Source organism: Vibrio sinensis (assembly GCF_003605645.1).
GTDB classification, from domain to species: domain Bacteria; phylum Pseudomonadota; class Gammaproteobacteria; order Enterobacterales; family Vibrionaceae; genus Vibrio; species Vibrio sinensis.
Genome location: NZ_QVMU01000004.1, coordinates 63,110 through 82,154, shown reverse-complemented (window position 1 = coordinate 82,154; position 19,045 = coordinate 63,110). Strand labels below are relative to the sequence as shown.

Sequence of the window (19,045 nt, the reverse complement as noted above, 5' to 3'; positions counted from 1 at the left end):
AATGATCTAATAAAACAACATTCAAATTCACATAGTTTTTACTTAATTGAAATTTTTCTTAAAAAATATCAACGAGAAAAGGTAGCCGCTTTTTGCTGGTTGATTAATATATGCTCTATTCTTCGCTGTCTAACTAGGTGAGTTATTGTGTAATTACTTAATAATAACGACTTCTCATTGTTAATACTATGGGCATAAAAGTGGGTTACTTTTGCTTGACTTGTTAATTTATAAAATTTCTTCATATATAGTGCCATCAATGATCGAGGCAATGGTTTGCCTTAAATAAAATGGAACTATTTTGAGGTTTGAATATGGCAATTGGAACGAGTGTTGCGGCAGCCAATTTAGCAGGCGGTCAAGTTATCGTAATTAATAGTGAGGGTGAAGTTCGGTTGTTAAAACCGGGGGAAGCTCTCATTCCTGGTGAAGTGGTCATAGGTAATGAACCCTCCTCAGATGATTCCAATTTACAACCTAACCAGCCATTAAATGATCTAAACTCTGATGTAGAAAGCATCATAGCAGCCATCGAACAAGGTCAAGATCCTACTCAGTTTGATGAAGACACCGCTCCTGCCGCAGGTGGAATCGCAGGGTCTAGCGTCTCTCTCACTGGGACGATCGAACGAATAGCTAGCGAGACAATTGCGACGACTGATTTCGTCACGCAAGCTAGTTCGCCGTTGAACTTATCTGAGACAGAAAGCCTTTCGCTATTTGATTTATCGCGAGTGCCTCAATCTCCAGTTTCGCCATTCCCTCCAATTTTAGTGCCAGACCCAATACCGAAAGTTGCTGAACTAGCGGTCATTTCAGGTGAATCAGTTCAAGAGGGGGAATTCGCTTATCTTCGATTTACAATTTCAATTGATGAGACAGTATCTGAGAATGTCATTCTTAGTTTGGCGCTCGGCGAAAATAGTGATACGGCGACATCGATAGTTGACTATCTTGACACCATTTTCGTTGGTGATGGTGTTGGGGGGTATCGAGAATCTACGGCGGCAGACCTAGTAATAGCTGCGGGTGACCAGGCGTTAGATGTGTTCATCAAAATCAATTCTGATAATAATAACGAAGTTAGTGAAACTGTCACACTAACCGCGATAACAACAAACGAATTTGTCGTGAAAGATTCGATTTCCGGGCTAAGTGAGGCCTCTGACCAAGGTGTTATTGTTAATCTAAATACTGCGCCAATTGCGTACGATGATCCACAATTGGCGACATTGACTCAAGGTGATATCTCTCCGAATCAGATTCTCCATAGCGTCGGTTGGCAAGATGTGAGCTTAACAGCAACGTATAATGGCCAAACCGTCAATATTGATAGCTCGAATCATGACAGACTGGGAGTCGTTGGTGGAGCGCCATCTGCAGGGCCGGCAGGACAGTTGCAATATGACAGAGAATCTGGTCAATCAGAGAAGATTACCATTCAATTAGATAAACCAGCACGAGGTGGGAAGTTTGTTGTCGCAGGTTTGTTTGCAAACGAAGGAGAGGGAAGCGACAACCATGAGGCCGGTGTATGGATTGCCTATTTGAATGGTCAACCAGTAGCAAGTGGAGAATTTGTCGGTAGTAGCACTCTTGGACGCCCCACCGAATTTGAACTAGAGACAGATGGCGCCGCATTTGATCAAATTGTATTTTCTGCGGTCGAATATAGTGCTGGTCTACAGAATGATAACGAAGCTGATTCTTCAGATTACTATATAGCGGGACTCGAAGTTCACTCTTATGGTACTTATGCCACCAATGAAAATGAAACGATTAAAATTCCAGTTGCTGAAATCTTAGCAAATGATACCGATATTAATGGTGATGAGCTGACGATAACGAGCGTGACATACGTTGACCGGAACGGAAATACCCAAACAGTTCCGGTTGTGAATGATCCCGTTGATGGTTTAGTTATTGAATTTACGCCGGAAGCTGGTTTTAGCGGTGATGTTTCATTGACCTATACCATCTCTGACGGTTGGGGTGGTACATCGAGCGCTAACATAGGTGTCATTGTGAATGCGGTTCCGAACGAAGCTGAAGTTGAGAGTGTCTCTTTATATAATAATTCGGTGCGTGAGGGAGAAGAGCTCGTTTTCAATGTTCAACTTGATAAAGTGACGTTTAAGGAAACACGTTTTGATTACACATTGCTTCCAAGCGGTGGTGCTTCAGAAGGCGATGTAAATTTAGGCGGACTTTATTATACCAATGGTGTTACGGTCGTTAATGGGCAATTTGTTGTTCCAGCGGGTGTTAGAGAGTTCGATGTTCACTTGCCTACCTTATCAGACTCAATAGAGAATGAGGATGGTGAAAGCTATACGTTAAGCTTAAATAATACTCATGTTGCTGAGGGGGAAATCATCGACAATCACTCACCAACTCTGATTGGTGAGCCATCGTTCGGAAGATTGGTGCAAGGTGATGCAGAAGCAGATTCAATATTAAATAGTGTGGGCTGGGAGCACGTTTCGTCAATCACTGCTTCGTTTCAAGATAAAGATGGTGTGGTTGTTGACAGAAGTGACCACGATCGATTGGGAGTGCTTAATGGTGTTTCAAATGATGGACCATCACGCCAATTACAGTTTGACCGCGATGCAGGGGAATCAGAAACCATCAGTATCAAGTTAGAAAAACCAGGAACGGGTGGTACGTTTGTTGTCACTAATCTCTACGCCAATGAGGGGAATGGCAATCATGAAAAAGGCAGTTGGCAAGTCTTTTTAAATGGTAGCTTTGTTGCTCAAGGAGAGTTCGTAGGAGTTAGTGATAGTGGTCGCCCAACCGCTTTTTCTCTTGATACAAATGGATTAGCTTTTGATGAGATTGTATTTTCTGCTCAGGAGTATACGAATGGCCCGCAGGACAACCGAAATTCAGATTCTTCAGACTATTACATTGGCGGCATTGATATCAGCCCTTATGGTGTTTATGCCGTTAATCAAGGCGAAACGATTAAAATTCCGGCAGATGACCTACTTGCATATTTTGAGGATGAAGATGGTGATGATCTTTATATCGCCAACTATTCGTTTAATTTAGGACTTAATACAAGTGGTACTATTGCATTAGTTGATGGCTTTGTTTGTTTTACACCGGATAATTATAGAGCGGGTGAGGCCACTATTAGTTATCAGGTGACAGATGGTTATGGCGCTTTTGCGGAAGCAACATTATCGATTGTGGTTAATCCAATCAATGCAGAATTCGGGCGAGGTGGTGATGATCATCTTGTCGGTACGGATGTTGATGATGATCTACGCGGTAACAATGGCGATGATACTTTAGATGGTCATCGTGGAGACGACACTCTCGTTGGTGGACTTGGCAATGATATTTTGACGGGGGGCGAGGGTGATGACATGCTACTGGGTGATTTAGGAAATGATATCTTCAAATGGGAGAAACTCGCGTTACCTAGAACGGAAGAAGATACAATCTTGGACTTTGAATTAGGGAAAGATAAGATAGATATCTCAGAGCTATTTTCTGATGCTCTAACGATGGATGACATATTAGATAATATAGAGATAGAGAAGTTGGCGACTGATGTGAAAATAACATTGAGTGAGGGTAGCGATACCAATGTGACAGTAATTTTGAACGATGACAATAAACAGTTTAATGATATCGCTACAGGGCACATAACTGATGACCAACTTAAGTCTCTAGTTGAGACTCTCTTTATTCATTTGCCGGACTAATTGCAGGTAGTAAATAGAAGTGTCTTCTAGCAAATAAAAAAGGGCCTAAGGCCCTTTTTTAGACATATCATCCGGCTCTGGTTTGATATGTCTTAATTAGTCATCAGATTCGTGTTACAGAACTTTACAGGCAAAACCTTTTAGGTAAAAACCCTCTGGATAAGCTGTGTCCGTTGGGTGATCCGCTGCTTGTTCAAAACGTTCAACGAATTTTACTTGGCGGTTTGCATCAACAGCTGCGTCAGCGATGACTTTCTGGAATAAAACTTGATCCATTAAGCCTGAGCAAGAGTACGTCAATAACGTGCCACCAGGGTTAAGGATTTGCATTGCCAACATATTAATATCTTTGTAACCACGACAAGCGCCAATTAATTGAGACTTATTGTCTGCAAATTTTGGTGGATCCATAATGACCACATCAAACTTGGTCCCTTGATCGCGGTACTCGCGTAATAGTTTGAATACGTCCGCATTCAAGAATACGCCACGCTTTTTCGAAATATCAAAACCATTGAGTTCTGCATTCGCTTTCGCTGTATCTAATGCAGGCTGTGATACATCAGCGTTAATTACACGTTTTGCGCCACCCTTAAGAGCATATAAGCCAAATCCTCCAGTGTAAGAGAAGCAGTTTAGCACTTCTTTGTCTTTGACATATTTCATCGACTGTTGGCGACTGTCTCGCTGATCTAGATAGAAGCCAGTTTTATGACCACCTACAATGTCAACGCTGATCTTGATGCCGTTTTCTTCAATAACCACTGATTTTGGTGGCTCATCGCCAAACAACACACCAGTGGTTTGCTCTAAACCTTCTTTTTTACGCACAGCAACGTCAGAACGTTCGTAGATGCTGCATTCAGGGAATACCTCACGCAGTGCTTCAACTAATGTTTGACGATTATAATCTGCACCGGCGCTTAATAATTGGCACACCAAAAAGTTTTGGTACTTATCAATAGTAATGCCCGGTAGACCATCAGATTCAGCTGCGATTAGACGATAACCAGTGAGTCCGTCACGTTCAATTATATCTTGGCGAAGCAGGTTAGCGTCTTGAATGCGCTTAACGAAGAATGTTTTATCAATAGCTTGTTTGTCAAAGCTCCATACGCGAGCACGTATTTGAGAATGAGGGGAATAGGCCGCTTTTGCTAACCATTGTCCATCATTAGTAAACACATCAACCGTTTCTCCTAGTTCAGGTTCACCCTCAACTTTGCTGATACCACGTGAAAATACCCATGGGTGTTTACGACGTAGTGATTTTTCACGGCCTTTGACCAGATAAATTGCAGGGCTCATTTGTTTACTCGATTGATTGCTATAAAGGCAGGTATTCTCATTGATGTGCTAGATAAAATCAAATTATACCAACGGGGTTACGGATCTTTCGCCGCTTTCACGCTATTTTTCTTAAGATAGCGTGCCAAGATAAGGGTATTGGTGGTGATCTTTGGTCAAGGGAGGAGAGTGAATGACAATTAAAAGTGTGAAATTCATGGTTTCTGGGGTGGTGCAGGGTGTCGGTTTTCGTTATCACACATGCAATGAGGGGCTGAAATTGCATCTTACAGGATATGCTAAAAACTTGGCCAATGGTGACGTTGAAGTGGTCGCCTGTGGCGAACCTGAACAGCTTGAACAATTAGAGCAATGGTTACAAACAGGCCCAAAAACCTCAAGAGTAGATAGGGTAGATAAAGAAGCGATCTCATTAAAAGAATACATCTCATTCGAGATTCTTTAGCATCGTAAATATTGATTTGATGAAATCAAAAGAATGCTTATTACTCAACAAAAATCAGGCCTTATACAGTGATAAGGCCTGAATGAACTAATAAGTCAGATTGGAACAGGTGTTATAGGCATTTAGCTGGTTTTGGAAGCCCTGCAAGTTTGGTTGCCTGCTTTGCTGGACCTTTTTTGAATAGCGTAAACAGATACTTGCTATTGCCTTTTTCTGGACCGTGCGCTTTTTCCATTGCTTTAACAAGCATTCGAACAGCTGGGGATGTATTGAACTCTTCGTAAAATTTACGAACGAAGTGAACCACTTCCAAATGAGCATCCGTTAAAACGATGCCCTCATCTTGCGCCAATATTTCAATCATACCTTCTTCCCATTGGGTATGGTCAAGAAGATAGCCTTGAGCGTCAGTCTCAATTTGTTTGCCTTTGTATTCAAACATGACAATAAATCCAAAAAAATGTGATTTTTATAGGGTAGCTCAGCAGCAACTTGTTCTTCAATATGTTGTAAAAGAAAAAGCCCGAAAGGATGTCCTTTCGGGCTTTTTTTATTCAACGTGACGAATTAGTCGTCATTCATGATGCCAAGAATGCTTAGCAAGCTGATGAAGATGTTGTAGATAGAAACATAAAGCGTAATAGTCGCTGAAATGTAATTAGTTTCACCACCGCGAATGATGCCTTGTGTTGTCATCAAAATAGCCATGGTTGAGAACACAATAAATAGGCTGCTCATTGCAAGTTGTAGAATCGTTGATTGGATAAAGATGCTTGCAATCATACCGACAACAAGTACAACAAATAGTGACAACATTAAACCGCCCATCATAGATAGGTCACGTTTAGTTGTCAGAGCGTAAGCTGATGCCGCTATAAATGATAGCGCAGTACCGCCTAATGCCGTTAGGATAATGTCACCCATACCTACGCCAATGTACATGTTAAGCATTGGACCGATGGTGTAACCTAAAAAGCCAGTGAATAGGAAAGTGAAAACAAGTCCCATACTGTTATTACGGTTCTTTTCAGTTAAGTATAGTAAGCCGTAGAAACCCACTAGCATGATGATTAGGCCAGGATGCGGTAGGTTGAATGCCATAGCAACACCAGCAACTCCTGCTGACCAGAGTAGAGTCATTGATAATAATGCATACGTATTACGTAGTACTTTATTGGTTTGTAACGCACTCTCTTGAGTGGACGTACGGGTAAACATAGGACTGTTCATAATCTTCCTCGTGAAGGGCTTATGGTTATAACTACATTTATGAGGCCGAATGCGCTAAAAATCAAGCCTCAATGTGTTTGTTTATTGTCAGAATGATAATAGAACTAACCATTTATGTATCTGTAAAGATGTAACACAATATAACAGAAAAAGGAGGACTGTCGTCCTCCTTAAGTTTCAATTACTTAATTTAGTGATGAAGAATTTGAGCTAGGAAGTTTTGAGTTCTATCTGACTGTGGGTTTTCAAAGAAATCAACGGGATTATTTTCTTCAATAATTTCACCAGCATCCATGAATATTACCCGATCGGCCACTTCTTTAGCGAAACCCATTTCGTGAGTTACACATAGCATCGTCATCCCTTCGTCTGCCAATTCCACCATAACATCCAATACTTCACGAACCATTTCTGGGTCAAGAGCTGAAGTCGGTTCATCAAAAAGCATAACTTGTGGGCTCATGCATAATGAACGAGCAATGGCCACACGTTGCTGTTGTCCCCCTGACAACTGACCCGGGTATTTGTCTGCTTGATCAGGAATCTTTACACGTTCAAGATATTGCATCGCAATTGCTTCTGCTTCCCGTTTCGGTAATTTTTTTACCCAAATAGGAGCCAGAGTACAGTTCTCCAAAACGGTTAAGTGCGGAAACAAATTGAAGTGTTGAAAACACATACCTACTTCACGTCTAACCGCTTCGATATTTTTTAAGTCTTCAGTCAGTTCATTACCAGAAACAATAATTTGTCCTTTTTGGTGTTCTTCTAGACGGTTGATACAGCGTATCATGGTCGATTTCCCTGAACCTGACGGACCACAAATAACGATTTTTTCACCTTTCTTTACATTTAAATTGATGTTCTTCAAAACGTGAAATTCACCATACCACTTATTCATGTCATGAATTTCAATCATATAATCTTGTTGCGTCATAATACGTCCTCGAGCTTTAATTATCGTTTGTGACCGGTATGAAGTTTGTTTTCTAGCCATATCGAATAACGCGACATGCCGAAACAAAATACCCAGAACACTAACGCGACAAATACATAACTTTCTGTAGCAAAACCAAGCCATTCAGGGTCAGTGTTTGCTGCTTGACCTACACCAAGAACGTCGAACATACCGATGATCAATACTAAGCTGGTGTCTTTAAATAGGCCGATAAAGGTGTTAACAATTGATGGGATAGTGATTTTCAATGCCTGAGGTAATATGATGAGTCCCATCTTTTTCCAGTAGCTCAGACCCAATGCGTCGGCAGCTTCATACTGTCCTTTTGATATTGCTTGTAAACCGCCACGGACCACCTCTGCCATATAGGCTGCGCTGAACATGACAACACCAATCAGAGCTCGGATTAACTTATCTGTCTCTGAACCTTCAGATAAGAAAAGGGGCAGCATTACTGATGCCATAAACAAGACAGTAATTAGTGGAACACCACGCCAAATCTCGATATAAACAGTACAAATACTGCGTATAATTGGCATTTCTGAGCGACGACCAAGAGCTAATGCCACACCAATGGGTAGGGAAACAACGATCCCGACAAGTGCAATAATCAAGGTAACCAGTAAGCCACCCCATTTATGTGTGTCTACAACTTCTAAACCAAATACGCCGCCATACAGTAACGCTGCAATAATAAATGGATAGATGTTAACAAAGAACAACCAAATCCAAGTACGCTTTGGTGTTTTTTCATAGGCAAGTAAAGCGGTAAAAATAGCCAGTGTTATGTAGAAAAAACGTGGGCGCCATAATTCTTCTTGTGGATAGAATCCATACATGAATTGTTCCCAGCGCACACTAATGAATACCCAACACGCCCCATCACTGGTACATGCATCTCGTGTCGTTCCGACCCAATCAGCGGTTAATATTGCCCAATCAAATATGCTCCAAAGGGTCGTAAAGACGAAATAACCGAGGATTACTGTCACAACTGAGTTGATGGCATTATTAAATAGATTTTTTCGTAACCATCCGACGACACCTACCGTATTTGATGGTGGTGGTAGGTCGGGTTGAAATTTATGTGTCTGCATAATTATCTCTCCACCAATGCAACCTTACGGTTGTAGATATTCATCAACGCTGACGTTAATAAGCTCAGGGTTAAATAAACGGCCATTGTCATGGCAATGATTTCTATGGCTTGGCCAGTCTGATTCAATGTTGTTCCCGCAAAAACAGAAACGAGATCAGGATAACCAATTGCCATGGCGAGTGAAGAGTTTTTAGTTAGGTTCAAATACTGACTGGTCAGCGGTGGAATAATGATCCTTAACGCTTGAGGAATCACAACTAGTTTCAGCGTTTTTGAGCGAGTTATGCCAAGAGACATAGCGGCTTCTGTTTGACCATGACTTACCGCATTAATACCAGAACGGACAATTTCAGCAATAAATGCGGCGGTGTAGATACTCAGCGCCAAAAGTAACGCAGCAAGCTCTGGGATAATGCTGATGCCACCTTTGAAGTTAAAGCCTTTTAGTTCTGGATATTGTGCCGTGATCGGGCTACCCGCTAAAAAGTAAACGATAACTGGTAGGACAATACATAACCCGAAAATAATTCGACCCATTTTCGTTTGGCGGCCAGTTAGCTTTTGTCGGTTTTTTGCCCATATACTGATAATGATAGATGCGACAATACCTAAACAAAAAGCAGCGACCACGAAAGATGAACCAGCTTCAAAGACTGGCGCGGGTAAGTAAAGACCGCGAACATTTAGAAATATAGCTTCTCCGAGGCTCATACTTTGTCGAGGTGACGGAAGTACTTGGAGTACCGCAAAATACCAAAAAAAGATCTGTAAAAGGAGAGGTATATTTCGGAAAATTTCTATGTAGACCGCTGCAAATCGGCTGACGAGCCAGTTTGATGACAGTCTTGCGATACCAATGAAAAAACCTAACACAGTGGCAAGTATGATTCCGAGAAACGAAACAAGCGCCGTATTTAATAGGCCAATGAAAAACGTACGACCATAGGAATAGGTTTCGTCGTATTCAATTAAGGTTAGTCCAATCCCAAAGCCAGCTTCCTGGCTAAGAAAATCGAAACCTGTCGCGATGCCTCTGGCGTCAAGGTTGTTTAATGCGTTATTGACTATGGTGTAAATGAAAAAGACCAGCGCACTAACAGCAATGATTTGGAAAATGACTGATCGAAAGGTGGGATTATAAAATAGGTTAGCACCGCCACTACTCGGTTTAGGTGCTACAACATTAGCAGGCTTCATACAGCTATAACCTCAATCCAATTATTGTAAAAAGGGCGGCTAAACCGCCCATTTATTATTATTGGTGTTACTTAGCGAATTGGTGGCGCGTACATAAAGCCGCCCGCATTCCACAATGCGTTAACACCACGAGAGATTTCTAGTGGAGAGCCATTACCAACGGTACGCTCGAAACTTTCGCCATAGTTACCAACTTGTTTAATGACTTGGTAACCCCAATCATCACGGATACCTAGACCTTTACCTTTAGGGCCATCCACACCAAGAATACGCTTGATATTTGGATCGCTTGATTTCAGCATGTCATCCGCATTTGTTGAATTGATGCCATATTCTTCAGCATTCACCATTGCTGCTAATGTCCATTTAGCAATGTTGAACCATTGATCGTCACCTTGACGAACTACAGGGCCTAGCGGTTCTTTAGAGATGATTTCAGGTAGTACTACAGCAGAACTTGGATCTTTTAGATTCAAGCGTAGTGCGTATAGACCTGATTGGTCAGTGGTTAGTACGTCACAACGACCAGCATCGAACCCTTTTGACGTTTGTGCTGCTGTATCGAATACCACTGGGTTGTATGACATCCCGCTATTACGGAAGTAGTCTGCAAGGTTTAGCTCAGTCGTTGTACCTGATTGAACACAAACTGCCGCGCCATCAAGTTCTTTGGCACTTGATACACCCAGATCTTTCTTCACCATGAAACCCTGGCCATCGTAGTAGTTGACGCCAACGAAGTTTAAGCCAAGAGCCGTATCACGGTGTTGAGTCCATGTCGTGTTACGTGATAACACATCGATCTCACCAGATTGTAATGCTGTAAAACGTTCTTTTGCTGTTAGTGGTACATATTTAACTTTGGATTTGTCACCAAGAACAGCAGCAGCGAGGGCTTGACAATATTCAACGTCAATACCTTCCCATTCACCTTTAGAGTTAGGGTTAGAAAACCCAGGTAGACCAGTACTTACACCGCACGTTAAGAAGTCTTGCTTCATTACTTTATCTAGAGTGCTATCTGCTGCAAGAGTTTGCGTTGATATGAGAGCAGAAGATGCCGCTACGACTGAAGCAAGAAGAGTTAGTTTATTAGCCATGTGTATCCTTCCTGTATGATCCATGTTTAACCAGGTGACACCTGATACAACGAGAAAAAAAATGTTATGTTTTATTTGTTGTCAGTTGATAAAAACGGCGTATTTTGCGTCCAATTAAATCAACCAGTTATAAGCCTAGGTAATGAATTGATGATTCTCAAATGTATAATTTAAAAAGATTTTTGATTAGAATCACAAACTAGACGTATTTTAGAATGACGAAATGTTAGTTAAATGTAAATAGTGTCAAAATCACCTTATTGGTAGAATAGAATGTATTCTGTGTAGAGTGTTTAACGGTTGGCGTTATTGATATGCTAAATGTCATATATTTAGTGTTATTAACTGAAGAGCAGCGATAATTCAGTTGTAAATAGTTTGTGACAGCAAATGGTGTTGCGAGTTAATAGCTATTCCGCTATCAACATGCATAGATAAATTAGAAAACAAGGAATTTATGCAATACTTCCCGATATTTTTGGATTTGAAAGACAAGTCAATTCTTGTCGTAGGTGGCGGAGAGGTGGCTTGTCGTAAAGTTGATGGGCTCATTCGGGCCGGAGCTGATGTTACGATTGTGTCACCAAAGATTGCATCACATCTTGTGGATTTGGTTGCTAAAGAAGAGTGTCGTTGGGTTCAGAATTTTTATTCAGCAGAAATGTTAGATCGTCGTTTTGTTCAAGTATGGGCAACGACAGATAATCCATCATTAAATCACCAAGTATATCAAGATGCTCATAAGTTGGGCATTTTGGTTAATGTGGTTGATGATCTGCCGTACTGCGATTTCATTACTCCCTCAATGGTAAACCGTGGACGAATTCAAATAGCTATTTCCAGTGGCGGTGCATCACCGGTACTAGTACGTAATATTAGAGAGAAACTTGAGTCTGTCTTGCCACATAATCTTGCTTTGGTGGCCGAGTTTGCCGCCTCTAAGAGAAATGATATTAAGAGTCGTCTACCCGATGTCGATTCAAGACGCCGATTTTGGGAACGTTTCTTTGATTCAGCGGTGGTTGAACTAGCAATCTCTCGCGATGCGCTAGAGCTGCATTATGCCCAATGTTTTGAGAACAATAACAAAGCGCAGGCTAGGGTGACTTGGATTGAATTTGGTGATGACGTTGAGCTGTTGCCAATCAAAGCGCTTAGAATGATGCAGCAAGCTGAATTGGTACTGTTTCACTTCCAGTGTCCATTTAGTTTTGTTGATTTAGTTCGTCGGGATGCCGAAAGAAGTCAATTTCATGATGAAGCAGATTTAGCCGCGTTACTTGAACAAGCAAATCAGAATGGATTACGTGTTTGTATTTTTGTTCCTGAAAAATCGACATCATACCAATGGTTAAGAGGCGATGATTTGCACATTAAATTGGGGCAGGTCTAGCGTATAGCAAAGCGGGCTTTATAAGGATAAAGCTCTCTTATCGACTAAATGTTTTTAGTGATAACGTTAAAGGTGATTCTCCCAGTATCTCGTTAAAAGCGATGGATAGTTATTACCAACGTTATGAGCTCTTATAATAAGTTGTGAGCGCTCATAAAAAAACCGCCATATAAGGCGGTTTATATCTGAAATTGAGCGCGTCTTGGTGAAACCTAGTCGCGGAAATTCTCATATTGGAAAGGTTGGTTCATTTCAGCTTGGCGAATTGTTGCGATAGTTGCTTGTAAGTCATCACGCTTCTTGCCTGTAACGCGAACTTTTTCACCTTGAATAGAAACTTGAACTTTTAGTTTTGCATCTTTGATAAGCTTAACAAGTTTCTTTGCTGTTACAGTATCAATGCCTTGTTTAAACAACACGATTTGATGCCATTTCTTACCGGTAGCTTCTGGCTCTTTTGTTTCCATTGCATTCGCATCAACGCCACGTTTACTCAAGTTTGCACGTAAAATTTCACGCATCTGCTTAAGTTGGAAATCACCTTCCGAGCTCAATTTCACTGAGTCATCTTTTTGTAATTCAAACGTTGCTTCTACATTGCGAAAATCAAAGCGTGTAGCGATTTCACGAGTAGCATTGTCAACTGCGTTGCGTACTTCAACTGCATCAGTTTCTGAAACAATATCAAAAGATGGCATTTATTATTCCTCTAATTTTTAAGGGCGAGCTTTTACAGCGTCAGCCAACATTTCTAACATGATCTCTGTATCTTCCCAACCCAAGCATGGATCCGTAATGGATTGACCATAAGTTAGGTTAGTGAGGTCATTCATCGGCTGGTTGCCTTCGACAATAAAGCTTTCAGCCATAATACCAGAGATATAGGTGCTACCTGATTTTATCTGTTCACAGATATCTTTAGCAACGTCAAGCTGCTTACGGTGTTGTTTTTCACAGTTAGCATGGCTGAAATCTACGATCAAACGAGCCGGTAAATTAAATTCAGCAAGTTGATTGCAAGCTGCTTCAATAGAAGCTGCGTCGTAGTTAGGACCTGTTTCGCCACCACGCAATATTACATGACCAAATGGGTTGCCACTGGTACGGTAAACCGTCATACGACCATGTTTATCCGGTGAATAGAAATAGTGAGACGCTTGCGATGCGCGGATAGCGTCAATGGCAATTTTAATATTACCATTAGTACCGTTTTTGAAGCCAACAGGACAAGACAATGCAGATGCCATTTCTCGGTGGATTTGAGATTCGGTTGTACGTGCACCGATCGCACCCCAAGTAATCAAATCAGCAATGTATTGGCCAGTAATCATATCTAAAAACTCGGTCGCTGTTGCAAGACCAAGTTTGTTGACGTCCAACAATAACTTGCGTGCTTTGTGCAGCCCAGTTTCCAGTGCATAAGATGCATCCAGATTTGGGTCTGTGATCAAACCTTTCCAACCCACAACAGTACGTGGTTTTTCAAAGTAGGTTCTCATCACAATAAATAGCTGATCTTTGTATTGTTCTTGGATAGCAGCTAGACGTTCGGCATACTCAAGTGCAGCATCAGTATCATGTACTGAACAAGGACCAACAATCACCAATAGACGCTGATCTTTGCCCGTTAAAATATTTTCAATTTGACGACGTGAAAGGGCAATTCGTTCTGCTACATCGTCTGTAATAGGGTGAGCGGTTCCCAGCTCTGCCGGTGTCGGCATTGGTCCCAATGCTTGGGTTCTTAATTCATCGGTTTTGAGTGGCATACCACAGCCTGTCCTTTTATTACGAAGCGTTAAAGATAACGGAAACGCTAATAGGAATAAACCGTTTCTCCATAATCATTGGCGTAAAAGATAAATTATTTAAAGAATTAGGTTAAATAATTTACAACATTGATGCCGTTAATGTTAGTAAGGGGTGACGCTGTCACATAGTGAGATGGGTGTTTACCTTTGTTAACAATGTTTTGACATTTGCGTTGCATGTTGATTAACTGGTCTGACTAGTTAATTTTGGGGCGAAAAATGCTAAATCCTATCCGAAGAGCCAATTTCTATCTCTCATTGTTTGGTTTTTTTAAAGTGCCTTTTATTTGGTTATCTAGGCCATCTATTATCAAACTCGACGCTGATCACGTGGAGGTGAAAATTCCCTTGAGACGTAGAACAAAGAACCATTTAAACAGCATGTATTTTGGAGTTCTAGCAGTGGGTGCTGATGTTGCTGGTGGTTTTATGGCGATGAGTAAAGCTGAGCAAAGGGGTGAACAAATATCTCTAGCGTTTAAGGAGGTAGAGGGGAAGTTTTTGAAAAGACCGGAAGCCGATGTTCATTTTATTTGTCGAGATGGCGATTTGATCGATCAAATGCTAGATAAAACGATTGCTACAGGCGAACGGGTAAATCAAGAAGTGTCAATTACCGCCATTTGCCCAACACTGCATGGTGATGAGCCAATGGCGGAATTTAAGCTTACTCTTTCAGTAAAGAGAAAGGATTGTTAATTTCTTCAACAGTAATAGGTTCGATAGCCACAATCTTGTTTCGATTCAATACTATCTTCCAGCGATAGTATTTTGGTTCGCCATTGTGGTTGTCTTCTTTAGCAATCAGATTGATTAAGTGACGCTTTTCAACAGACTCTCGGCTAACTTGGCCATTATTGAGCATATAGACTTTGTCTGAGCCTTTATCCATTAATCGAGTGAGTTCACGTAAACTGACAACCATAGATTCACGAGTTTCTTCATAACCACTCATGAACTTTGATGTCGACATTTCAACCTGAGAACGATAGTGAAGAATTTGCTCTTCACGTTGAACGATACGCTTTTTGCGAATACGTTTAATGCTGTCAGGTAACTTGCTAAGCGCGGTGTAATCAAGCCACTCGTATTTTTGACCCACAGCTTTGTTGGTGGTTGGGTCAATATAGCGTTTAAGCCACTTCGGTTTGTTTTTTCTGAACCAGCGCCAAAGTACATCACGTAAATCGTCTTTAAAAATCTCACGCAGAGCATAAATGAAAGACATCGCGATAATGAAAGAAATCGTAATTTCTCCCCAATAGTCTCGGGCAACAATGACAGTCATGGTTACAAATACCATCACTAAACCAGTGGCAAGGCCTTTCACCATACGTTTCACATTTTTTCCAAGCGAAGTTGTACGCTCTTTCAAAATAATAGGGTGTTCAATCAATCTACGTAATAAACGCATCTTGTTACTCATTCGCGTGACATCGTCACGTACACCTTTTGAGTTGTAATTATTGAGCTTACGGTGAGCGACTTCTTTTTCGACGATGGTGATCAGTCGGTCTTTTAGGGTTTTATATTCGCCGTCACGAGGCATGTGAGCCACTAAGGATAAGAAGCGCTGTCCTGTATACCAAGAGAGGTAGTTGTCAATATTGGCATAGTACCGCTTAAGGCCTTCTTCATACGGAATACTCCGTCTTAACTTTTTAAGAATATCTAAAGCGAGCTCAATGACTGCATCCACTTCTTCAGTAGTGACGGATTCATTGTCGTGTTTGTTCAACTGCACGACAGCTTTATCAAGTGCAATGACATATTGATAGGCAAATAGACTCAAACTCACACGATACTGAGTTGAAGATAAGCCACCACGTTGAGCAAGTCGACTGTGAACTAAAGGAAGTAAAGTCTTGTCACTGTAATAAGCACGTTTTTGGGTTATCGCGTTGTAATAGAACTCATTTTCCGTCAAAACATCTGGTGTCAGACCTAATTCGCCGGGAATGAAAAAATAAAGATCTAGGTTGGATTTCTTAGTTAAAGCCATCGCATGAGAGATCTTAAGCGTGATGCCGTCTAGTTTATCAACGGTGAGCAAGGAGAGCTCCTGAAAAAAGTTCGAATTATCTCGCGAAAGCATATCAGAGTTTCGCTATAATCGCTTTTAATAATAGGCGTCACAGAGTGAAAAATAATGATTAAAGTTGGTCAGATAAACCACTTAGAAGTTGTAAAGCAAACGGAATTTGGTCTGTTTCTAAATGCAGGCGAATATGGAAGTGCATTACTTCCAAAACGTTTTGTACCTGAGGGTACAGAAGTAGGACAATCGATTGATGCATTTTTGTATTTCGACTCCGACAACCAACTTGTAGCAACAACAGAAACGCCAATTGCACAAGTCGGTGAATGGGGCTTGATGACCATTCAAGGTGTTAACAGCATTGGTGCATTTGCCAGTTGGGGTATTAAAGAGAAAGATCTTCTTATTCCTTTTAGCGAGCAGCGTGGGCGCTTACGTGAAGGCCAAGAAATTCTTATCTACGTTTATACTGATAAAGCATCAGGTCGCATTGTTGGTACCACTAAATTTAATAAATTGATGGATCAAACTCCAGCAAACTACGAGATTAACCAATCAGTAGACTTATTGATCGCTGAGCGAAGTGATTTGGGTTATAAGGCGATTGTTGAGGGTGCACATTGGGGAATGATTTTTACCTCAGATGTCTTTGGTAAATTGTTTGTCGGTAAGCGTCTTAAAGGTTACATCAAAGCCATTCGCGAAGATGGTAAAATCGACTTGTCTTTGCAAAAAATCGGTGTGGCGAAGATGGATGACTTAAGTAGTAAAATACTTGAGTTATTAGAGAAGAAAGGTGGCTTTTTGCCGTTGAATGATAAGTCTTCTCCAGAAGCTATTTTCTCTGCGTTTCGCACCAGTAAAGGTACCTATAAGAAAACGATTGGCGGTTTGTACAAGCAAGGCAAATTGGTTATCGAAAAGGAAGGTATCCGTCTTGTTGAGAACAACGAGAGTAATGATTGAGTGACCCTGTCACCTCTTTAAGGTGCGTCACTTTTAAAGAGAGCACTTAGAAGTCGATAAAAAAGAGGCCCATTGCTTATCCTGCTTTGGGCCTAGGGGAATAGCTCATTAAGAGCCTGCGCTAAATGAATGAAATTTATCTACTTCTCAGTTATTAAAGTGTAGTACATCATATTGAATTTACTAGCAGGCTCTAAATTTTCGACTAAACCATCCGGATTAAAAGAGATTTTTGTCTCTAACCAATTCTCTTGGTAATCCATTCTTTATACGGTTTCCAACCCATTTACCTAATCCGATAACATCATCGTTGAATTTAACAATCACTTCGCCTTTACCCGGGGTGATGTTTGGTCTAACGTCTCTTCCCATAAACCATTCACGAGCATCTTCAATAGTAAGGTTTACAGCGCATTCTTCTTGACCAGTCGCAAGGGTTGTCGCGATCTGATGCTGCCAACGGTAACCTTTCTTATGTGTTTCTGCGATTTTAATGCCCATACGTGAGAACCTAAATTCACCGAGCATAGGTTCTAGTGCTAATGGGAATAGCCACACATCGTTATCACGAAGCCAAACCGAGCTCTCGTTGGGTAACGAGATATGCAGCGTTTTTTCAAGCTCATCAGCGATCTCTTGTTGTATTTTAACGGTGGCTTTTGTGAATGGGAATTTCCCCAATCGCTTCTTAACACTAGGAGATTCAACAGAAGATAACTTGCGGATACGCGCAACAAAGAACCCTTCACAATCATAAACTTGAGGGAAAATATGCAAGAAACCTTCTTCTGTGATCGCTTTTTCTGCACCAGGGAAGAGATGAGTGAGAGATTCAAATTCGACAGCATCACCAAATGTTGTTTTTAAGTGATGACAAACTTGTTGGTTTTCTTCAATGCTCAGTGTGCAAGTTGAATAAACCATTACACCACCGGGTTTAAGAGCATGGAATGCACTCTCAATCAGATCTTTTTGTGTTTCAGCGATAGAGATAACCGAATCTTTAGACCAGTTTTTCATCGCATCTGCATCTTTACGAACAGTACCTTCGCCCGAGCATGGTGCATCAATGAGTACCGCTTCAAATTGCTCTGGTAACCAACCACCAAAAACACGACCGTCGAAATTACTCAGAGCTGCGTTGCGAACGCCACAGCGTTCGATGTTAGCATGCAGTACTTTTACACGACTTGCAGAAAACTCATTGGCAACAAGGACACCCTCATTTCCCATTTTTGCAGCAATCTGCGTTGTTTTTGAACCGGGAGCAGCAGCCATATCAAGTACAGCGGCATAAGATTCCGATTCATCTTGAAATAGAGCAGAGACAGGCATCATTGAACTGGCTTCTTGAATGTAAAACAGCCCTGTCATATGTTCAGCGGTATTGCCGAGTGGAACTACCGACTCGTCCGCCTCAATCCAAAACCCTTCGTTACACCATGGTACCGGTGAAAGAGCCCAACCGTTTTTCTCTGCACGTTCTAAAAATTCAGCTACTGAGATTTTAAGTGTATTGACTCGAATGCTTTTACGAAGAGGTCGTTGGCATGCGGCAATGAAATCACTCATGTTAAGTGAAGACGGTAAAATGGCTTCTATCTCAGTAAGAAATTGAGCAGGTAGATAAACATTCTGATGCAAGGTTTTATCTCGATTATCGAAAGGGGGGCAAATTATATCGGATCTCAGTCGGCAATCAACTTATAGCGAAGACAACTTCGTTGCAGTCACTCGTCTTTTTGGCCATACGAAATAAAAAACGCAGCAAAGTTGCTGCG

The 19,045-nt window shown here is 41.3% G+C and carries 16 protein-coding genes; 5 read left to right on the top strand and 11 right to left on the bottom strand.

From position 1 onward, the window contains the following. Nucleotides 1-314: 314 nt before the first annotated feature. Nucleotides 315-3,719: a cadherin-like domain-containing protein gene (locus DZ860_RS06745; RefSeq protein WP_120030174.1), complete on the top strand. Its 3,405-nt coding sequence runs from the start codon at nt 315-317 to the stop codon at nt 3,717-3,719. Nucleotides 3,720-3,833: 114 nt separating this feature from the next. Here the strand turns inward: DZ860_RS06745 and DZ860_RS06740 are convergent, their stop codons facing one another. After that, nucleotides 3,834-5,027: a class I SAM-dependent methyltransferase gene (locus DZ860_RS06740; RefSeq protein WP_120030173.1), complete on the bottom strand. Its 1,194-nt coding sequence runs from the start codon at nt 5,025-5,027 to the stop codon at nt 3,834-3,836. Nucleotides 5,028-5,199: 172 nt separating this feature from the next. Between DZ860_RS06740 and yccX the strand changes: the two genes are divergently transcribed. Then, nucleotides 5,200-5,472: an acylphosphatase gene (gene yccX, locus DZ860_RS06735; RefSeq protein ID WP_120030172.1), complete on the top strand. Its 273-nt coding sequence runs from the start codon at nt 5,200-5,202 to the stop codon at nt 5,470-5,472. 112 nt (nt 5,473-5,584) lie between these two features. On the opposite strand, the gene DZ860_RS06730 is transcribed toward yccX, so the two are convergent. The 6 genes from DZ860_RS06730 to DZ860_RS06705 form a co-directional block, all read right to left on the bottom strand. Continuing rightward, complete coding sequence (locus tag DZ860_RS06730; RefSeq protein ID WP_120030171.1) at nt 5,585-5,914, bottom strand: TusE/DsrC/DsvC family sulfur relay protein; 330 nt, start codon at nt 5,912-5,914, stop codon at nt 5,585-5,587. Between the two features lie 125 nt (nt 5,915-6,039). After that, the gene (locus DZ860_RS06725) at nt 6,040-6,702 is read right to left on the bottom strand and encodes a Bax inhibitor-1/YccA family protein (RefSeq protein WP_120030170.1); all 663 of its coding nucleotides are present in this window, start codon (nt 6,700-6,702) and stop codon (nt 6,040-6,042) included. Nucleotides 6,703-6,892: 190 nt separating this feature from the next. Then, entirely contained in the window at nt 6,893-7,639 is a 747-nt protein-coding gene (locus DZ860_RS06720; protein WP_207890604.1) for an amino acid ABC transporter ATP-binding protein, read from the bottom strand. Between the two features lie 20 nt (nt 7,640-7,659). After that, nucleotides 7,660-8,757: an amino acid ABC transporter permease gene (locus tag DZ860_RS06715; RefSeq protein ID WP_120030169.1), complete on the bottom strand. Its 1,098-nt coding sequence runs from the start codon at nt 8,755-8,757 to the stop codon at nt 7,660-7,662. Between the two features lie 2 nt (nt 8,758-8,759). Further along, entirely contained in the window at nt 8,760-9,956 is a 1,197-nt protein-coding gene (locus tag DZ860_RS06710; protein ID WP_120030168.1) for an amino acid ABC transporter permease, read from the bottom strand. A 71-nt stretch (nt 9,957-10,027) separates the two neighbouring features. Beyond that, nucleotides 10,028-11,056, bottom strand: coding sequence for an amino acid ABC transporter substrate-binding protein (locus DZ860_RS06705; RefSeq protein ID WP_120030167.1), 1,029 nt, complete (start codon nt 11,054-11,056; stop codon nt 10,028-10,030). A gap of 457 nt (nt 11,057-11,513) precedes the next feature. On the opposite strand from DZ860_RS06705, the gene DZ860_RS06700 reads away from it, so the two are divergent. After that, nucleotides 11,514-12,449: a precorrin-2 dehydrogenase/sirohydrochlorin ferrochelatase family protein gene (locus tag DZ860_RS06700; protein ID WP_120030166.1), complete on the top strand. Its 936-nt coding sequence runs from the start codon at nt 11,514-11,516 to the stop codon at nt 12,447-12,449. Between the two features lie 212 nt (nt 12,450-12,661). On the opposite strand, the gene DZ860_RS06695 is transcribed toward DZ860_RS06700, so the two are convergent. Both DZ860_RS06695 and DZ860_RS06690 read right to left on the bottom strand, forming a co-directional pair. Beyond that, nucleotides 12,662-13,147 (bottom strand): YajQ family cyclic di-GMP-binding protein, encoded by a 486-nt coding sequence (locus DZ860_RS06695; RefSeq protein ID WP_120030165.1) that lies wholly within the window; start codon nt 13,145-13,147, stop codon nt 12,662-12,664. 18 nt (nt 13,148-13,165) lie between these two features. After that, complete coding sequence (locus tag DZ860_RS06690) at nt 13,166-14,218, bottom strand: 3-deoxy-7-phosphoheptulonate synthase (protein ID WP_120030164.1); 1,053 nt, start codon at nt 14,216-14,218, stop codon at nt 13,166-13,168. Nucleotides 14,219-14,479: 261 nt separating this feature from the next. Between DZ860_RS06690 and DZ860_RS06685 the strand changes: the two genes are divergently transcribed. Beyond that, the gene (locus tag DZ860_RS06685; RefSeq protein ID WP_120030163.1) at nt 14,480-14,959 is read left to right on the top strand and encodes a PaaI family thioesterase; all 480 of its coding nucleotides are present in this window, start codon (nt 14,480-14,482) and stop codon (nt 14,957-14,959) included. On the opposite strand, the gene DZ860_RS06680 is transcribed toward DZ860_RS06685, so the two are convergent. Further along, nucleotides 14,928-16,313 carry a hypothetical protein gene (locus DZ860_RS06680; RefSeq protein WP_120030162.1) on the bottom strand — a complete coding sequence of 462 codons (1,386 nt, stop codon included), beginning with the start codon at nt 16,311-16,313 and terminating at the stop codon, nt 14,928-14,930. The genes DZ860_RS06685 and DZ860_RS06680 overlap by 32 nt on opposite strands. 96 nt (nt 16,314-16,409) lie before the next feature. Here DZ860_RS06680 and DZ860_RS06675 point away from each other — a divergent pair, with 96 nt between their 5' ends. Continuing rightward, a complete protein-coding gene (locus DZ860_RS06675) occupies nt 16,410-17,264 on the top strand; it encodes a CvfB family protein (RefSeq protein WP_120030161.1) in 855 nt (284 codons plus the stop codon). Nucleotides 17,265-17,483: 219 nt separating this feature from the next. Here DZ860_RS06675 and rsmF read toward each other — a convergent pair whose 3' ends face one another. Further along, the gene (rsmF, locus tag DZ860_RS06670) at nt 17,484-18,908 is read right to left on the bottom strand and encodes a 16S rRNA (cytosine(1407)-C(5))-methyltransferase RsmF (protein ID WP_120030160.1); all 1,425 of its coding nucleotides are present in this window, start codon (nt 18,906-18,908) and stop codon (nt 17,484-17,486) included. Nucleotides 18,909-19,045 lie beyond the last annotated feature (137 nt).